This is a genomic window from Streptomyces sp. NPDC024555, assembly GCF_055559335.1.
In genome coordinates this window covers 37280-54993 of sequence record NZ_JBVHKV010000025.1, presented here as the reverse complement: position 1 = coordinate 54993, position 17714 = coordinate 37280, and the positions used below count along the sequence as shown (strand labels likewise).

General features: G+C 70.5%; 15 protein-coding genes and 1 tRNA gene. 11 read left to right on the top strand and 5 right to left on the bottom strand.

Annotated elements, in window-relative coordinates; translation table 11 throughout:
* The first annotated feature begins 41 nt into the window (after nt 1-41).
* Both ACZ4FH_RS32400 and ACZ4FH_RS32395 read left to right on the top strand, forming a co-directional pair.
* Nucleotides 42-2660 (top strand): glycosyl hydrolase family 65 domain-containing protein, encoded by a 2619-nt coding sequence (locus ACZ4FH_RS32400; RefSeq protein ID WP_467309350.1) that lies wholly within the window; start codon nt 42-44, stop codon nt 2658-2660.
* 99 nt (nt 2661-2759) lie between these two features.
* A complete protein-coding gene (locus ACZ4FH_RS32395; RefSeq protein WP_467309349.1) occupies nt 2760-3332 on the top strand; it encodes an SMI1/KNR4 family protein in 573 nt (190 codons plus the stop codon).
* Nucleotides 3333-3405: 73 nt separating this feature from the next.
* Here ACZ4FH_RS32395 and ACZ4FH_RS32390 read toward each other — a convergent pair whose 3' ends face one another.
* Together ACZ4FH_RS32390 and ACZ4FH_RS32385 are read right to left on the bottom strand one after the other, a co-directional pair.
* Nucleotides 3406-3828 carry a hypothetical protein gene (locus ACZ4FH_RS32390; protein ID WP_467309348.1) on the bottom strand — a complete coding sequence of 141 codons (423 nt, stop codon included), beginning with the start codon at nt 3826-3828 and terminating at the stop codon, nt 3406-3408.
* 131 nt (nt 3829-3959) lie between these two features.
* Nucleotides 3960-4406 carry an ATP-binding protein gene (locus tag ACZ4FH_RS32385; RefSeq protein WP_467309347.1) on the bottom strand — a complete coding sequence of 149 codons (447 nt, stop codon included), beginning with the start codon at nt 4404-4406 and terminating at the stop codon, nt 3960-3962.
* 316 nt (nt 4407-4722) lie between these two features.
* On the opposite strand from ACZ4FH_RS32385, the gene ACZ4FH_RS32380 reads away from it, so the two are divergent.
* From ACZ4FH_RS32380 to ACZ4FH_RS32340, 9 genes are all read left to right on the top strand, one after another.
* Nucleotides 4723-5592, top strand: coding sequence for a helix-turn-helix domain-containing protein (locus ACZ4FH_RS32380; protein WP_467309346.1), 870 nt, complete (start codon nt 4723-4725; stop codon nt 5590-5592).
* A complete protein-coding gene (locus ACZ4FH_RS32375; RefSeq protein ID WP_467309345.1) occupies nt 5589-5840 on the top strand; it encodes a DUF397 domain-containing protein in 252 nt (83 codons plus the stop codon). Before ACZ4FH_RS32380 ends, ACZ4FH_RS32375 begins: the two co-directional genes overlap by 4 nt.
* 108 nt (nt 5841-5948) lie before the next feature.
* Nucleotides 5949-6767, top strand: a complete 819-nt coding sequence (locus ACZ4FH_RS32370) for an SAM-dependent methyltransferase (RefSeq protein WP_467309344.1) — start codon at nt 5949-5951, stop codon at nt 6765-6767.
* 468 nt (nt 6768-7235) lie between these two features.
* Nucleotides 7236-8471: a helix-turn-helix domain-containing protein gene (locus ACZ4FH_RS32365; protein ID WP_467309343.1), complete on the top strand. Its 1236-nt coding sequence runs from the start codon at nt 7236-7238 to the stop codon at nt 8469-8471.
* 302 nt (nt 8472-8773) lie between these two features.
* Nucleotides 8774-9568: a toll/interleukin-1 receptor domain-containing protein gene (locus tag ACZ4FH_RS32360; RefSeq protein ID WP_467309342.1), complete on the top strand. Its 795-nt coding sequence runs from the start codon at nt 8774-8776 to the stop codon at nt 9566-9568.
* The gene (locus tag ACZ4FH_RS32355) at nt 9565-11538 is read left to right on the top strand and encodes a hypothetical protein (protein WP_467309341.1); all 1974 of its coding nucleotides are present in this window, start codon (nt 9565-9567) and stop codon (nt 11536-11538) included. Before ACZ4FH_RS32360 ends, ACZ4FH_RS32355 begins: the two co-directional genes overlap by 4 nt.
* Nucleotides 11535-12779: a hypothetical protein gene (locus tag ACZ4FH_RS32350; protein ID WP_467309340.1), complete on the top strand. Its 1245-nt coding sequence runs from the start codon at nt 11535-11537 to the stop codon at nt 12777-12779. The genes ACZ4FH_RS32355 and ACZ4FH_RS32350 overlap by 4 nt, the downstream gene beginning before the upstream one ends.
* 461 nt (nt 12780-13240) lie before the next feature.
* Nucleotides 13241-13870, top strand: coding sequence for a DUF6000 family protein (locus ACZ4FH_RS32345; RefSeq protein WP_467309339.1), 630 nt, complete (start codon nt 13241-13243; stop codon nt 13868-13870).
* Between the two features lie 689 nt (nt 13871-14559).
* Nucleotides 14560-14633 (top strand) — tRNA-Arg (locus tag ACZ4FH_RS32340).
* Between the two features lie 123 nt (nt 14634-14756).
* Here ACZ4FH_RS32340 and ACZ4FH_RS32335 read toward each other — a convergent pair.
* Genes ACZ4FH_RS32335 through ACZ4FH_RS32325 form a run of 3 tightly spaced genes read right to left on the bottom strand, consistent with a single transcriptional unit; the run spans nt 14757 to nt 17519 of the window.
* Nucleotides 14757-15950 (bottom strand): restriction endonuclease subunit S domain-containing protein, encoded by a 1194-nt coding sequence (locus ACZ4FH_RS32335; protein ID WP_467309338.1) that lies wholly within the window; start codon nt 15948-15950, stop codon nt 14757-14759.
* Entirely contained in the window at nt 15931-17337 is a 1407-nt protein-coding gene (locus tag ACZ4FH_RS32330; RefSeq protein WP_467309337.1) for an N-6 DNA methylase, read from the bottom strand. Before ACZ4FH_RS32330 ends, ACZ4FH_RS32335 begins: the two co-directional genes overlap by 20 nt.
* Nucleotides 17334-17519 (bottom strand): hypothetical protein, encoded by a 186-nt coding sequence (locus tag ACZ4FH_RS32325; protein ID WP_018100890.1) that lies wholly within the window; start codon nt 17517-17519, stop codon nt 17334-17336. Before ACZ4FH_RS32325 ends, ACZ4FH_RS32330 begins: the two co-directional genes overlap by 4 nt.
* Between the last annotated feature and the right edge of the window lie 195 nt (nt 17520-17714).

The window sequence follows — 17714 nt, the reverse complement described above, 5'->3', positions numbered from 1 at the left end:
CGTGCCCCGCCCCGCCGGGCCGGCGTCCCTACGTTCGTACCGTGAGCCTCTCGCGTACCTCCCGTCCTTCCCGCGCTGCCCTCCTCGCCGGTCTCCTCGCGTGCGCGCTCGTCGCGCCGCTGCCGCCCGTCGCGTCCGCCGGCGACCGGACGCGGGCGCCGTCCGCCCCGGCGGCGGCGGCCTGCGGCCGGGACACGGACCCCGCCTGGGCCCTGACGTCCACGACGTACGGGGAGGCGGCCGGTTACGACCCGTACGTCGGCAACGGCTATCTGGGCCACCGCGTCCCGCCGGCCGGAGCGGGGTACGCCGAACGGGCGGAGAAGACCGGCTGGCCGCTGTTCACCCCGCGTTACGACGGGGCGTTCGTCGCCGGGCTGTACGGCCGCGAGAAGGACCTGGCGGCCGGGCGCGAAGTGATCGCCGCGCTGCCCGGCTGGACGAACCTCGATGTGCGCGTCGGCGGCGAGACCTTCGGCTCCGCCACCCCGGCCGGCCGGGTCTCGCACTACCGGCAGACGGTGTTCCTGCGCTGCGGACTGGTGCGGACCTCGCTGCGCTGGACCGCGGCCGACGGCCGGGAGACGGACCTCGACTACGAGGTGCTGGCGGACCGCTCGGACGTGCACACCGGCGCGGTGCGGCTGCGTCTGACGCCCCGGTGGAGCGGCACGGCGACGGTGAGCGGCCGGCTGGACCCGCGCGGGGCGCGCCGCATCGACCTGAAGGACGACGGGACCTTCCGCACCCGGGGCACGGGAACGGCGGGCGCGATCGCGCGGACCGTGCGGCCGGCCGGGGCGGACGGGCGGGCCACCCGGGTGCGGGCGGGGCGGACGTACACCTTCGAGAAGTACGTGGGGGTGGACACCGCGCTCACCGCGCGCGATCCGCTCCGGGCGGCGCGCGGGGCCTCGCGGCGCGCGGCGGGGCGCGGCTGGTCCGCCGTGCTGGCCGGCAACGCCGCGGCCTGGCGCCGGGACTGGTCGGCGGACGTGGCGGTGCCGGGCAGCCCGGAGCTCCAGCGGTGGCTGCGCTCCGCCCAGTACGGGCTGCTCGCCTCCACCCGGCCCGGCGCCCGCGACAGCGTCGCCCCGGCCGGGCTGACGGGGGACGCGTACGCGGGGATGGTGTTCTGGGACGCGGAGACCTGGATGTATCCGGGGCTGCTCGCCACCCGCCCGGAGCTGGCCCGTTCGGTCGTCGAGTACCGCTACCGCACCCGCGACCGGGCCGCCGCCAACGCGCGGAAGCTGGGCTTCCAGGGGCTGTTCTACCCCTGGACGAGCGCGAGCCGGGGCGACCTCTGGTCGGAGTGCCAGAGCTGGAACCCGCCGCACTGCGTCACCCAGAACCACCTCCAGGGCGATGTGTCGCTGGCCGTCTGGCAGTACTACCTGGCCACCGGGGACCGCGCCTGGCTGGCGGAGCGCGGCTGGCCGCTGCTGCGGGGCATCGCGGACTTCTGGGTCTCCCGGGCCACGGCCAACGACGACGGCAGCTATTCGGTGAAGGAGGTGGCGGGCCCCGACGAGTACAGCAACGGCGTCACGGACGGGGTGTTCACCAACGCGGGCGCCGCCACCGCCCTGCGCCACGCCGCCCGCGCGGCCGCGCTCCTCGGCCACGCGGCCCCGCCCCCCTGGACCCGGGTCGCGGACGGGCTGCGCATTCCGTACGACCCCGAGCGGAAGCTGTTCCTCCAGTACGCCGGGTACGACGGCTCGACGATCAAGCAGGCCGACACCGTGCTGCTGGTCTATCCGCTGGAGTGGCCGATGGAGCCGGGCGCCGCCGCCGCGACGCTCGACTACTACGCGGAGCGCACCGATCCGGACGGTCCGGCGATGACCGATTCGGTGCACGCGATCGACGCGGCGACGACCGGGGAGCCGGGCTGCGCCACGTACACCTATCTCCAGCGGTCCGTACGCCCGTTCATGCGCGGTCCGTACGCCCTGTTCAGCGAGGCGCGCGGCGCGAAGGCCGGTGCGCAGGATCCCCTCTCGGGGTTCCCGGCGGAGGACTTCCTCACCGGGAAGGGCGGTTTCCTCCAGGTGTTCACGCACGGGCTGACGGGTCTGCGGCTGCGGGAGGACGGCATCCGGCTGGATCCGATGCTGCCGCCGCAGCTGGGCGAGGGCGTGACCCTGACGGGGCTGCGCTTCCGGGGCCGTACGTACGACATCGGGATCGGCCCCCGGACGACCCGGGTCCGGCTCACGTCGGGCGCCCCCTTCACCGTCACGACGCCCGCCGGCCCGCGCCGCCTCTCCTCGGTACTCACACTGCCCACCCGCCGCCCGGATCTGACGCCGACCCGGGACGCGGCCCGCTGCCGGCCGGTGACGGCGACGTCCGAGGCGCCGGGCCTGTACGCGGCCGCGGCGGTGGACGGCAGCCCGGCGACGGCCTGGTCCCCGGACGGGGCCACCGGCTCACTGACGGTCGACCTGGGCAGCGCGGCCCCGGTGGCGTCCGCCGAGCCCTCCTGGACGGACGTGCGCCCCGCCGCGTCCCGGATCGAGACCTCCGTGGACGGCCGCCGCTGGGAGCCGTTCCGGGCGGGGGCGGTGGCCCGTCAGGTGCGTCTGACGGTCCGTTCCGCGGATCCGGCCGCGCCGACGGGCGTACGGGAACTGACGGTGACCCGGCCCTGACCGACCGGGGCCGGGGAGGCTGCCCCGGCCCCGGTGTCCGACCCCGGCACTAGGCTGCGACGCCTTGAGCGTTGTTGGGCGTCGATGAGGAGAGCCACCATGCCCGGACAGGTCGGGGAAGCCGTTTCGGCCGCGTGGGAGAAGATCGAGACGTGGTACGCGGAACAGGACGCGTCCCGCTTCCTGCTGCCCCCGGCCACGCCCGAGGAGATAGCCGCCGCCGAGAAGGAGCTGGGCGTCACCCTGCCCGAGGCGGTCCGCGTCTCGCTCCTGCGCCACAACGGGACCGCGTCCGACGGCTGGCCGGGCGGCACGCTGCTGTCCTGCGCGGAGATGGTGCGCGAGACCGGGATCTGGCGGGAGCTGCTGGACTCCGGCGACTTCGACGACGTGGCGGACTTCGAGGCGGACGAGAACAGCGACGTCCGGGCGCTCCGGCGCGGCTGGTGGAACACCGGCTGGATCTCGCTGGACGCGGACGGCTCCGGGAACGGCGCGGTGCTGGACCTGGACCCCGGTGCGGACGGCAGCCGCGGCCAGATCCTCGACATGGACCACGAGGTGGGCCCGAGCGGCCCCACGGCGGCGGATTTCGTCGCCTACCTGGAGGGTCAGCTGGAGGACCTGGAGGACTGCGTGGTGGTGGACGGCACGTATCTGGAGACGGCGTAGGCGCGTCCGCCCCGCGCCGCCCCGCGAGGCGGCCGGAGTGACCGCTTCGGCCTGGGCGGCCGGGGCCGCCGGTTCAGCGGGCTTCCGCGCCCTGGGCGGAGAGCGGGGCCCAGGTGTAGCGCACGCGCACACCCCGGTCGCGGAGCCAGGCGGCCTCGCGGCGGCGCAGTGCGCGGGCGGACTCCGGGGCGATGGCGCTGGGCCAGCGGACCAGGACGGCGGTGACGTCGCCGCTCTGCACCAGCTGCCGCACCCGCCGCCAGCCCCGCCGGCGGGCCGGGTCCGGCTCGCCGTAGACGTCGGTGACCACCTCGGCGATGGTCAGACCGCGTTCCCGGGCGAAGGCGCGGCCCTCGGACTGGGCACGCCGCGTCGCCTCCCCGGACGTCCCGGTGGTGCGGTCCGCGCACACGTACAGCACGACGGGGCGGACGCGTCCGCCGGGGCCGGGGGGAATCGGGGAGTCCGAGGACGTCGTACGGGTCGAAGAAGTCATGGGCGCCTTCTGCGGACGGTTCGAGGGGGGAGGGGTGCGCCCGCCGCACGGAGGGGCGCGGCGGGGACGTACCGTCACCGGGGCCGTCGGGAGCGGAGCGGGACGCGTCCGACGGCACCGGAACAGGTGTCCTAGGCGTGAACGGTCAACTCGGCCCAGACGGCCTTTCCTTCGGCCAGTGTGGAACGGGCGGAGCCCCAGCGGTCCGCGAGCTGCTGGACGAGGAGGAGTCCGCGCCCGCCCTCCTCGCCGGGGCCGCTGCGGCGTCCGGGCGGGTGGACCGGCTCGCTGCTCTCGTCGTGGACTTCGACGCGCAGGCTCCGCCCGTCGCCGGTCAGCGTGAGCCCGCACAGCAGATGGCCGCTGCCGGTGTGCAGGAGGGCGTTCGTGGCCAGCTCGGAGACCAGCAGCACCGCGTCGCAGCAGGTGTCGCCGGGCAGCTCCCAGGCGCGGAGCCGGTCGCGCACGGTGTCGCGTGCCGCTCTGGCGCTGGTGCGCAGGGCGGGCAGGCCGAACCAGTACTCCCGGCGCGACCCGGCCCGGACTAAGGCGGGGGCCGGGGGCGTGGACGTCGTCACGGTTGTCGCCTTCCAGCGCTGCCCCGGGGGGGCGGGCGCGGTGAGGGGATGCGGGCCCAACACGAGCGGCAGGGGACGTGCGTCGGAGCAGGCGTACGGCGGCGGGGTGCGGGCGACACCGTCGGCGTCGCGCGTCCCCTCCGGGCCGGACCCTGCTGCGGAGCTGTGACCCACCGCTCACACCCCCACTATGCGCGCGGACGCATTCATGCTGCAACCGACTCCCTGATAATTTCAGCGGCGCTGTTATCAACCTGGTGTATGCATCAAGTCGGTGCGAGAATGACCATGTTGACGGCCCCTCAGGAGGTAGGGCGTGAGCGAAGCCCGTTCCGGCACCAGTGCGCCGACGGTCCTGCGCATGATCCTGGGCCGCCGGCTCCAGGACATGCGGCTGGCCGCCGGGGCCTCACTGGAGGACGCGGCGAAGGCGCTTCGCGTGAAGACCCTGACGATCCGCCGTCTCGAAAAGGCCGAAGTCGCCCTGAAGCCCCTCTACGTGGAGAAGCTTCTGGAGACCTTCGGCGCGGACCGCCAGGAGATCGACGAGTTCGTCGACCTGGCCGAGCAGGCCAACCGGCCCGGCTGGTGGCATTCGTACCGGGACGCCGTCCCCGGCTGGTTCACCGCCTACGTCAGCCTGGAGACCGGCGCGAAGACCCTGCGCACCTACGAACCGCAGTACGTCACCGGCCTGTTGCAGACCCCCGACTACGCCCGCGCCGTACTGCGCGGCGGCCTCCCGCACGGCAGCGAGGAGGAGGTGGAACGGCGCGTGGAGCTGCGGCTGCGCCGCCAGAGCCTGCTGGAACGCGAGGACGCGCCCACCCTGTGGGTGGTCATGGAGGAGGCGGTCCTGCACCGCGTGGTGGGCGGACCCCAGGTGATGCGGGAGCAGCTCGACCGCCTCCTGGACCTCTCCGAACTGCCGCACGTCAGCCTCGACATCGTGCCCTTCTCGGCCGGCGCGCACGTGGGCGCGTGCGCCCCGTTCACGTACTTCCGTTTCGAGGAACCCGAGTTGCCCGACATCGTCTACAGCGAGCTGCTGTCCGCCTCCGTCTATCTCGACCAGCGCGCGGACGTCGTCTCCCATCTCGAGGCACACACCCGCATGGCCCTGCTGACGTCCTCCGAGGCCAGCCGGGCGCTCTTGGACCGCATGCGCAAGGAGTACGCATCATGACGATCACCGACGAGTCCATCTACAACGGAATGCCCGCCACCGACCTCGGGGACCAGGGCTGGGAGCGCCCCTGGAGCGGGCCCAACGGCGGCCAGTGCGTCGAGACGAAGCAGCTCAACGACGGCCGCGTGGCCGTCCGCCAGTCGACGGACCCGGCCGGCCCCGCGCTGATCTACGCGCCGGAGGAGATCGCGGCGTTCGTGCGCGGGGTCAAGGCGGGGCTGGCGGACCACTTGGCGGCGGGCTGAGGGCGCGGGATCCGGGGGCCGCGTAGGCGGGGACGACGCCGCCGGCCCCGTTCCCGGCACGGGCAGCAGCACGGGAAGCAACACCGACACAGGCACGAAGGGACGCACATGAGCGCCAGGCAGACGGGCCGGGACCTCGACACGAGCAGGCCGCACTCGGCCCGGATGTACGACTACTTCCTCGGCGGCAAGGACCACTTCGAGGTCGACAAGGACGCGGCCCTGGTGGCGGCCGAGGCCCACCCCGGGCTCTATCTGACCGCCCGGGAGAACCGTGCCTTCATGCACCGGGCCACCAAGGTCCTGGCGCAGGAGCACGGCATCCGCCAGTGGCTGGACATCGGCACCGGCATCCCGACCGAGCCCAATCTGCACCAGGTCGCCCAGTCCGTGGTCCCCGAGGCCCGTGTCGTCTACGCGGACAACGACCCCCTGGTCCTGAAGTACGCCGAGCGCCTGATGCGCAGCACCGCCCAGGGCCGCACCGCCTACGTCGAGGCCGACGCCACGGACCCCGACGCCCTGATGAGCGCCGTGGAGGAGGCGGGAGTCCTGGACTTCACCCGCCCCGTCGCCCTCTCCCTCAACGCCCTCATGCACTTCATCACCGAACCGAACGACCCGTACGCCATCGTCCGCCGCCTCCTCGACCCCCTCCCCGCGGGCAGCGCCCTCGCCATGAACCACTGCACCCCCGACTTCGACCCCCCGACCTGGAACCAGGTCGCCGAGGTCTACACGAAGTCCGGCACCCCGGTCCACTTCCGCTCCCACACCGACGTCGCCCGCTTCTTCGACGGCCTCGACCTCATCACCCCCGGCATCGTCTGCTGCCACCGCTGGCGCGCCAACGGCCTCGGCGCGGACGGCGGAGAGATCGCGGACGCGCAGATCAGTCTGCTGGCGGGGGTGGGGATAAAGCGGTAGGGGTCGGGGGGCGGCCCTCACGGCCGCGACCCGGCCGAGCCGACGGATCCACCGGGGGCGAGACGGGTGCCGGGCGCCCAGAGGCATCGCCTATGTCCGACCCGCGCCAGGATGCCGCGCCGCCGGTGGGCGAACAGCGATGCGAGCCCCTGATCCCGGCGACGTACAGGCCCCGGCTCCACCCGTACACGGCGGAGCTCCGGGCCAAGCCCCCCCTCCCCATGCTGAGCGATCTCGTCTCCCTTGGAACGAACGACGAACTGGGGAGACCGAAAGAGGCAACAGGCAACGCCTTCGATCGCTGATCCCCGAGCCACGCCGCGTGCCAGACTCCTTTCGGATCCGCAGCGACACGATGCCGTTACTGCGTGTGTCCGCTGTCGGCTGCGCGTCGGCCGGTGAAGACCGGACGGCGGCTCGTGTGAGGACGGACGGTTCTCACGCACACGGCCCAAGGGGAGGTTGACGATGAGCACGACTTCAGGCTTCGGCCCGGAACTCCGCCGTCTACGGGTGGAGGCGGGGCTGACACTGACCGAGTTCTCCGTGGCACTCAACTACGACAAGGGGCACCTCAGCAAAGTCGAACGGGGCGAGCGCTCCGCTTCCGCGGACCTGGCGCGGAGGTGCGACGCGTTCCTCGGCGCGGACGGCGAGCTGCAGCGCCTTGCCGCTCGGCCCGGGGCCGGCCCGGATGCTTCCGGTCCGAGCCGTTGGGCCGTCGGGCGACGAGCGGTGCTGTCAGCAGGGACGGGGGCACTGACCGATCTGGGAATGAGGCTCGGCGGGCAATCCCGCTCCTCGACGATCGAGCCCCTCCTTCCGTCGTTCCGTCTGCAGTTCGATCAGTTACGGAAGCTCGGGCAGTCCACAGCGCCCAAGGCTCTGTTGCCGCTGCTGGAGACCCAGACCCACATGGTCGCCGGGCTCGCCGCCGAGACTCGGTCGGCTTCCCGGATCCCCGCCCTCCTGCTCGCGTCGCGGTTCGCCGAATTCACCGGCTGGATGGCCCAGGAGGCCGGGAACAGCGAGGCCGCACTCGGCTGGACGGGCGAGGCCGCGGAACTGGCACGTGCCGGGGGCGACCCACACCTCGGTTCCTACGCTCTCGTGCGTCGTGCCCTGGTCACCATGTACGGCGGGGACGCCGCCACCACCGTCGCTCTGGCCCGACGTGCCCAGAGCAGTTCGCTCCCGCCTCGCATCCGGGGACTCGCGGCAGGCAGGGAAGCTCAGGGGCACGCGCTCGTCGGCAACGAAGTCGACTGCCTGCGCAGCCTCGACCGGTCCCGTGAACTGCTCTCGGGCCACGACGAGGACAGCGCCACCGAGCCCGCCATCGGCACCACCCATGTCGCCGATCAGGCCGAGATGTCGACCGGTTGGTGTCTGTACGACCTCGGCCGCCCCAAAGCCGCCGCCGAGGTACTCGACCGGGAATGGCACCGGCTGCCCGCGCACGCGCTCCGCACGCGCACCCGGTACGGTTTCCGCCGCTCCCTGGCCCACGCTGCTTCCGGCGAGGTCGAGCACGCATGCGCCATCGCCGAGGATCTTCTCGCCGTCATGCCCGCCGTACCCTCCGCGACGGTGAACAGCGACGTCCGGCGTCTTGCCCGGGAACTCTCCCGCTTCCGGAACAATCGCGCCGTCCGCGACGTCCAGCCCGCGCTCGCACGCGTGCTCGCACCCGCGCAGGACTGACGCTCAGCTCACGACCTGCCACCGGTCGAACCGTACGGCGCGCCGCTTCGCACGGCCCCTCGTCGTTCCCGGTCTCCGGCAGCCTCGTGCCCCTCTTCCTCACCCGCCCGGCCTTGATGTCCGGGCGCGTGCCGCTCCGGCTTCCCGCGTGTGACGACGCGTCCTGTCCCCGTGCCCGTGTCCCGAGCTGATGTCGCACGGCCTGGCCTGTGCACCGGCGGACCGGGCTCCCTGTCCACGATCCCGTGCCGACGCCGTCCGGTGCCCGCACACCCCGTACTCCACTCACGGAAGGAACCTTCATGTCCGACGTTTTCGTCAACTACCGCACAGGTGACGAGGAATCCGCGGCGACCATGATCGCTCAGGAACTTGTCCGCCGGTTCGGTGAAGAGCGGATCTTCTTCGCCAGCAGCTCGATCGAGCCCGGCCACCGCTACCCGGCGGAACTGCTCAAGGCGGTCGAGGAGTGCCAGGCCCTCCTCGCCGTGATCGGTCCGCGCTGGGCGGACGTGCGGGGGGCCGACGGCCGCCCCGCGCTCGACGCCGAAAAGGACTGGACCCGTCGTGAGATCCAGACCGCACTCGATCGCGGCGTCCTGGTGATCCCCGTGCTCGTGGGCAGGGCAACGCGGATCGACCGCGCGGTCCTCCCGGACGATCTGCTGGAGCTGGCGGACTGCCAGTACCGGCGGTTCGACCACCGCAACGCCGGCGCGGACCTGTCGGGGCTCGGCGATACTCTCGCCCGGCTTCTGCCTGAGCTGGGTGCGGCCGACCAGGACGCCCGAGCGAAGCGGGAACGGACGGAGGCGGAGTCCCGCGAAGCGTCGGAACGGGACGCCGGACACACGAGGCTACGGGCGCACGACGTCGAACAGCATGTGGACGGTGGCATCGGAAACCTCAACGGCGACCTCTCCGGCACCTTCGTCAACCGGCCGCAGGGGCCCGTCAACACCGGCCGGGGGAATCAGTACAACGCCCCCCACTTCGAGGGCGACAACACTGGCGTTCAGTTCACGGCAGGCAACAACAGCGGCACGGTCCACCAGCGTTTCGAGCGTGAGCGCCGCCGCTCGGACGACGAGCGATGAGTCAACAGGACCACGTCACTGTCAATGACGCGCACGGCCCGGTCAACAACGGCCCGGGGCCCCAGAACATCTACGCCTACTACACCACCGCATCGGACCGCTCGGTTCGCAGAGGCACCGAGTCCGTCCGCATCACGCGCGAGGACCGGGAGTGGCTGGCCGACCGCTTCGTTCCGCCGATGGGCTACCGCGTCGCCGCCGACCGTCTGGAAACGCCGGGATCAGTGGTGCTGCTGCACGGGCAGCCGGGCAGCGGTCGACGTGCCGCGGCCATGATGCTGCTGCACGGGATCAACGAGGGCGGGGGCTCCGCCGGGGAAGGGATCCGGTTCGAGGAACTTCCCGTCACGGGTGAGAACGACAGCCCGCTGGCGCCCGGCGCGGGGGACCGGTTCCTCGTCGACCTCTCGGGATTCACGGACGAAGAGGCGTACCACCGGGCCCAGCGTCGCCTGTCCACGATCCGTGCACAGGTCCAGGAGGCGAAGGCCCATATGGTCGTCGCCCTTCCGACGGGCATGGAGCACGCCCACCCACCGGAGCTCGAACCGCACACGGTGAGGCTGGGGCGCCCCAGAGGCATCGCGGTGGTCACCCGGTGCTTCCGCATGGACCGGATGTCCTTCCGCTACGCCGAACTCGCGAGTGCCGGTCTTCGGCAGCTGTGCGACCGCTCCCCCATGCGCGAGTTGGCTGGACTGGCAAGCCTGGTACGGGATGCCCGGGACAGCGGCCGGTTCGGCTCCGGCTTCCCGGGGTGGCTCGACCAGGCCATGCACGCGGTCACCGACCGGGCCAAGGAGGTGAGCCGGCAGGTCACAACTGCCGAATCCACCCCTGAGCGAAGTCTGCTGCTCGCGGCCGCGATGTTCGAGGATGCCCCGTCCGACACGGTCTACGCGGCGTGGCACGGTCTGATGAGGGCGGTACGGCACGAGGAGGAAGCGACGACCGAACTCGCCCGGACGGGCTTCGGTGAGCGGCTGGACAAGCTCGGGATCGAACGGGCCACGGACGGCAGACTCCGCTTCGCACAGTTGGCGTATGCCGAGGCAGTACGCACGTACTTCTGGGCGGACTTCCCCGGGGTGCGCGACGATCTCAGGGAGTGGATCGGTGACACCGTCGGGCTGGAGGGGCTGACCAACGACGAGCGTGTCGGTGTCGTCGTCCGCTTCGGCGAGCAGGCCCTGGCCACCGGCCGGCCCGATGACCTCTTCGGACTGACCGTGCGCTGGTCCGACCGGCCGGGAGGCCCGCACTGCGACCCTCGCGCCGTTGCGGCCCTCGCACTCGGGCTGGGTCATGAGAGGTTCGGTGGCTGGTTCCGGAGACAGATGTACGACTCCGCGAGATCCGGCTCCCTGTCGGAAGGGCTCGCCCGTGTGCTGACTGCAGCCTGTGTCCAGAGCCTGAGCGCGACGCATCCGGCCCAGGCAGTGGTACGGCTCCACTATCTGGCCATTCGAACGGGGGAGGCGGCGAGTGCGGCCCGGGAGGCGCTCTTCGGTCTCGTCGGTCACGACCGCAGACTCTTCCGGCTGCTGATCGACCGCCTGCGTACTCGGCTGGCTCAGCAGGGACGTGATGCCGAAGCTGATCTCCGGCTGCTCACGGAACTGCTGCGCAGTGATCGGGCGCCGGATCCACGGACGTGGCCGGACCTGTTCGTGGGGTGGGCGGGGGTGTTCTCCCGGCAGCCCACGGAGCTCTGGGGACCTCTGGTGGACAGCTGGCTGAACACCGCCGTCCACGACCGCACTCAGCGGATGGCACTGGGCCTGATCGTCAGGGCGACCGGCGGTGGAACGACCGCACTTCACCGCCTCTACACCCTCGCCTGCGTCTGGGCGGGGGCGAAGCACGAATCGAACCGGGCGGCGGTGGCAGCCCTCTTCTGGGAGCACATCGACCACGCGCAGTACGGCCGTGCGGACGCCGGACAACGGAGAACGGAAGAGACACGATGAGTCACCCCTTCGCCCGAATTCTGTTCGTCGCCGTGTGCGGACTCGCACCGGCCGCGCTCAGTGGCCTCCTGCACTGGTCGGTGTGGCAGTGGGGCTTCCTGTCCATGGTCACGACCTCGGGCTCGCTGCTGCTCCTGGTGACGGTCCTCGGCTCCGACCGCGCGGCGGCAGACCCGTACGAGCCCGGCGAACCCGAACCGCCCGCCCCGGTGGAGGAGCCGTACAGGGAAACGCGTGTCACCGACGCGGCGCTGCCGAGCGCGGTCGACGGCTACGACTTCCTCTTCTCCGCCACTGTGTGGTGGAAGCCCGTCGCCGACCACGTCCGCCGGTCCGAAGACGCCTCACCGGCCCTCGCCGTGTCCTCGGTCGTCACCCGGGCCAGGGAGCTGGTACGCCACGAGGAACCCGATCGGGCAAACTTCGCGCAGTACCTGCTGGACGGGGAGTTGGGCGTCGCGCGCCCCGACCGGTACGAACGGGTTCTGGTCATGGCGGCCGATGTGACACTGACCTTGGCTCCCGCCGACCGCGAACGTCTTCGGAAGCTGAACAACCTGCGCAAGGACGAAGAGCTCTGGGAACACGAGCGTCAGTACGAGCGGAGCAAGCGGCGATATCTCGGCGACGACGTCCTCAAAAGCGCGGGCAGCGCGGTGGTGTGGTGGCTGGCCCGTCACGAGGACGAGATCGAGAAGGCCGTCACCATGATCGGCCCGCTGGCCCAGATCGCGTCCGCGGCCAAGGACGAGGAAGTGCCCGAACTCTTCCGTCATCTCCTCGTCCCGCCCGTCGGAACATCCGCCGAGGTTCCGGTCGGGGCACCTCTGTGGGCCGAGGACGGCCCCGGCCCGGAACCGTTCGAAAGAGAGGAGGAAGTCGGAGTCGCCGACCGGCTCCGCCTGTTGCTCGAGGTCGCCGGCCTCAAACCGGACATGGATGCGTATGCGGTCCTGGTACACCGGGTGATGCGGTCCCTGAGGGCCGAGGGCCTGGACGACGCGGCCGACGACATCGCGCAGGGCTTCGGCCTTGTCCCTGACGAGACAGCGGAGAACCCCCCGCCGACCGGTGAACCCTCCGCAGGCCCCTGGCCACCGCGCACCCCCACGTCCGGACCGCCTCCGTCCTCGCACCCCGACCCGCAGTCCGGCCCGGATGCCGGCCCCTTCGCGCCCTGGACGGCGGAGGGCAGCACATCGCCTCGCGAGGACAACAGCAGGGACGAGTACGGGCTCTGACATGGCCCGCCACGGTCCGGGCACCGTGTAGGCGGCGCGGCGCCCCTGTGCTTGCGACGTACTCCGTCGTGCAGCCCCTCGTACACCGCCCCTGTCACGCCGGTCGAGGCGCGGAATGCCCGATGGACCGACTGAGCCGCAATACATACAAGATGCCGCTGACACGAGGGGCGATCAGTACGGTGGTGTATTCGACCGATACCGAAGACCTCCGGAAGCTCCGCTCCTCGACCGTTGCGGCCTCAAGCGCGGCCACCGGAGCTGAACGCAGTGGGGCCGCACCAGATGGTTGGGACGGCGGTGTCTCTGGCGGGTCTCTGCGGCAAGGCGCGAGGTCCTGCGAATGAATCGGATGCCGCCGTCCCCTTCCGGCCGGAAGGGGACGGTGCGCCTGACGCATCGCCGATGTCTTCGTCGGCACCTGGATCGACCGCACCGTCCACTACCCGGAGAGGCACCCGATGCCGCCCCAACCCCCCGACGAGACCGGCCGGAACCGCACGGTCAAGCGCTACGTGACGAGGACGTACGGCGGCTTCCCCCGCTACCTCGTACTGAACAGCGGGCACTTCATGGGCCCCCGATGGCGGCGCACCACCCGCTTCACCCGGCATCTGATCGACGACGCCACCACGATCACGGACGGCGAACTCGAAGTCCTCCTCGCCTTCGAATGGCGCTCACGCCTCACCGCCGCCTGGCTGATCGGGGTCAACCGCCGCGAACGGTTCCGCACGCGCCTGGGCGACCTGCTCCTGGCCAGCGAGGTCCGCTACTCGGGCGCCGCCTACTGCTTCGCCCTCGCCCGCTTCGGCAGCCACGCCGACGCAGAGATCCTCACCGCCTACCTCGACCACTACCTCCCCCGCACCGACCTCCACTACGACCAGCCCGCAGCCCTCGGCGCCCTCCTCCGCCTCGACGCCCACCTCGGCACCCACCACGCCGCCCGCTTCACGGAGCCCGACGGCCTTTGGCACGAGTGGGTCGAGGGCATGGGACGCCTCGGCCACCCCAGCGACAGCCCCACAGAACTTCGCCGCTGGACAGACCTCCAGTGCGAGTTCGCCAACGGCTGGGAACGTCCGTAGGCCGACGCCCGGCGACGCCGGTTCGTCCAGTTCCCCTGACCCGCTGGGCGCAAAGCCGCCCCGTCGCCGCTCGCGCTCCTCCGTGAAGGGCTCCGAGCACGTGACCCCAGAACCACAGTCGGGGATCCGCCACCCGGTTGCGGCGATCCTTCCACGAGCTCGGCGATACGGGGTGTTCTCCGGAGACGATTCGCCTCCACTTTCGTAACGCCGACCCAGCGCCTCCGGCTTTTGGCGACGGCCTAAGACAAAGGCCGCCCAACCCGCTCCATCGCAGGTCAGACGGCCTTTCGCTGGAAGGTTTAGACGTTGAAGCGGAACTCCACCACAAGGCCGTGACCTGCGGAAATGCAGGCGCATCCCAGCACCATCCCAGCACGGGATGCGCGACAAAGTACAAGAACACCGAAGATCGCCAACGCTACCCGGAAGCGTCCGCACACGCCTGAAGTCTGCGGAACTTCTACGAGCGCCACATCAGACTCGTGCCACCGCACCGAACCTCGCAGAGCAGCACAGCGCTCGCGCTCACTCGCGGTCTCCCCGGACGTCAGCGGCCAGCTCCGACGCCTGGCCGCCGCCCAGAATGCACGTCCAGACCTCGAGGCCGGCGCGAGCGTCCACAGATCCCGTATGCCTCCGGTTTGGCGGGGCATAGTCAGAAGCTTCCGCACTGTCGCAGGTCAGCCTGCATAGCTCAGCGGGTGGAGCAGGCGCCTTCTAAGCGCTTGGCGGCAGGTTCGAGTCCTGCCGGTGGCACCCAAACATGGCTGGTCAGGGCTCTCTCGGACCGCCAGCGGAGAAGCGGTGCGCGCGGTACTGCGCCGTTCGTTCAGAGCGTTGGATTCCGTGCTCCAGAGAGGAGCAACGTGGATCAGCTCGGTATTCAGCTGGCCGAGGTGAGACGCGCCAGGCCCCCCTTCTCCAGCTCGTGCACCACCAGTTCCTCCATCGCGTGTCGCTCCCTGGCGGAGGCGTAGGCGAGGTCGTGCAGGGCAGCAGCACGCTTGGCGAAGTCCCGCCTCACCGCATCGGTCGGCCAGGGGATCTTGTAACGGGAAAAGTCCTTGCGCCTCATCGCGCGGGCCTGCTCACCCTGCGTAACGGCCGTCAACTCCCGCCTCCGGTAACGCAGCGAGTGCAACAACCACATCCGATCGACCTCGGACTCTGTGTAAATCGCGAGCGTCCGCCGACCTGGCACTACCGGGGTAGTAGTGAGCACGGTCCGCACCTCCCCGGGACGGGGCGCGATCAAGAGGCTGCCGGACGGGCATACAACCTCTGCTTGCGCCACGGTGCGTGAAGTCACTGCACCCAGATGTACTGTCTTGCAGTTCAGTACCTCGCGGGGAGACACCCACGGCATAGCCGACTGTTCGCTGTCCGGCAGAGACTGTGCTGCACCAGCCGTAACCTGACACACTTCGCCCACTGCACGCTCGGTAGCGGGACCTTGCCCGCACGTCTGCAGCGCCTCCATGAAGTGCGCATCCGCTAGTTCCGTCGCGCAAGACACAATCCGGGTGTTCAACGCATTCTTGCGCTCAGCAAGCGAGATCAGCGAAAGCAGCCTCTCCCGCACCGGCGCTGGAGGCACTGGCACGGGAAGTCGGTTGAGTGCCTGCAGAGGCAAGGTCATGTGCTCGGCGTTCGACGAGGACAGCGTGAGATAGCTCTGGCTCTGCGAGGTCTTCAGCCACCATCGAAGCCACAGATCCCATTGTTGGGCGCGGCCCTCTGGTGTCCAGCGGACGACCGCGAGCGACCTGGCGACATTCCATCCTGCGTGCTCCTCCCCTGCAACTGCTGCCTCCCCCACACGCCCCACGAGCACGACAAGGAGGTCCCCAGACCTCAGCGTGCTGCGTGGGTGGCGTCTGGCCACATCGGGAGGCACAAATGTGAACTCCTGGACGTGCACACCTCCCTCGACGATCTCTGTGGCGCGGATCATCGGGATTCCGCCGGATGCCTTCTGCTGTCGCGCAATTCCGTAGGCGGCGTACTCGACCCCAGGGAACTCACGCAACTCAACGACGGGCCACGGAGTGGGGACATCATCCGATTCTGTAGTCATGCCTGCTCTCCAGGGCGTCACGGACTCGGTTCCTGGCTGCGGCGCTACGATCCATGCACTCATACAGCTCGGCCTTCCGGTTCCGGTCTCCGTCATTTGAATGCAACTGCGCGGTGCCCCTGTTCCGTACGTAGCGTGCGGGAGTCAGATCGAAGCCCGCCTCAGCGATTTCCTCGTACCTCGCCGCACGGCACCATGGGACGGATTCAGGGTTCCCCTCGCCCTCACGGCGTCGAAGTCCCTGCCATTCACCGAAGATCTGCAGCAGGCGTTCGGCCGAGTCCTTTTCGAAGTGGCGCCGCTGCCCCTTCTTCGCTGCTGGCAGTTTCCCTGCATCCGCGAACAAGACCTGATCGGAGTGCGGCCGCTCCCCTTTGGCCAGCAGCCACAGCGCCGTGCTCGCGCTGGCGTGCGGAAAGAGCCACGTCGGCAAGGTCACGACGCCCACGACCAGACCGTTCTCCAGCAGCCCACGGCGGATCAGTCCGTCGGTGCTGTTGCTGCTGTGCGCCGCGCCGGAAGACAGCAGAACGACGGCCCGTCCTTGTGGCGTGAGATCGGCAAGGATGTGCTGGACCCAGGCGAAGTTCGCGTTTCCCGGACGTGGCACCCCCAGGGTCCACCGCCAGTCGTCCTTCAGTTCACCGTGCCCCCAGTCCCGCTGATTCACAGGAGGGTTGGCGACGATCACGTCGGCCGGTATCGGTGAAGTGCCGGCCCTGAGGGTGTCAGCTCCTTCCTTGCCGAGGTCGGCAAGGAATCCGTGCAGGGCGAGGTTGACGGCTGCGGCATAACGCGCCGTCCTGTTGATATCCGCACCGGACAAGCGCACTTCACCCCCCTGTGCCCGAGCCCGGTGTGCGGCGGCGCGCAGCAGTCGCCCGCTGCCGCACACCGGGTCCCGAACAATCTCGCCTCTTCGAGGAGCGGCCAGCCCCGCGAAGAGGTACGCCAGGTCGTTTGACGTGAAGTAGTCATCGCCACGCGCATAGCGTGTCGAGTACGTGTCGAGGAGCACGTCAAGGAGCCTCGGGTCCGGATCCAGCCGCCGCACCTCCGCGATCAGCTCACGGAGGGCCGGGTCGATGAGCTCGAAGGGACGGCTCACACCTTCGTCGCGATACGCAGGAAGACTGTGGGCGCGAGCAACGGGCGTACGCGGCCACACTGCGCCGAGCCTGGCCCCCGCTGACTCCGAACCCGGTCCCCACAACCGGTCCACCTCCGCCAGTGATCCATGGCGGGACCAGCAGTGAAGGTAGACCACTTGAAAGGCAAGCCGGTACGTCGTCGCAGCATCGGCGACGCTGCGTAGCTTCTCGACGGCCCGCAGCACTCGCCGGTACTTCAGCCGCCCCTCTTCGTTCGCCCATTCCTCCTGGGTCACGACGACCTCAGCCAGGAGACGACCGCCAGCCCGATAAGAACAGCGGCTCCGCAGGCGGCACCACCGTTCTGGATGGCCGTGACGACCTCTCCCGCGCCCACGAAATCGAGGATGCCGGCCACGAGCCCCACCACCACGGATGCCAGGACGACCACCACCAACAGCAGCGCTCGCTGCGACATGCCACAACTCCCTCGGTTCCACCAGCAGTTAGCAGTTCTGCGGTTCGTTCCGCGGACTTGAAAGTAGTGGCCTGACGCACCTCACGTCTCGCAGCACGGGAATTTGCTTTTTGCCGTAAGGCGGTCGGGCGCAGCCCCTGCCGACCCCGCGAAGGACATCCGGTCGGGCAGACGACCGCCCCGGCAAACAGACGC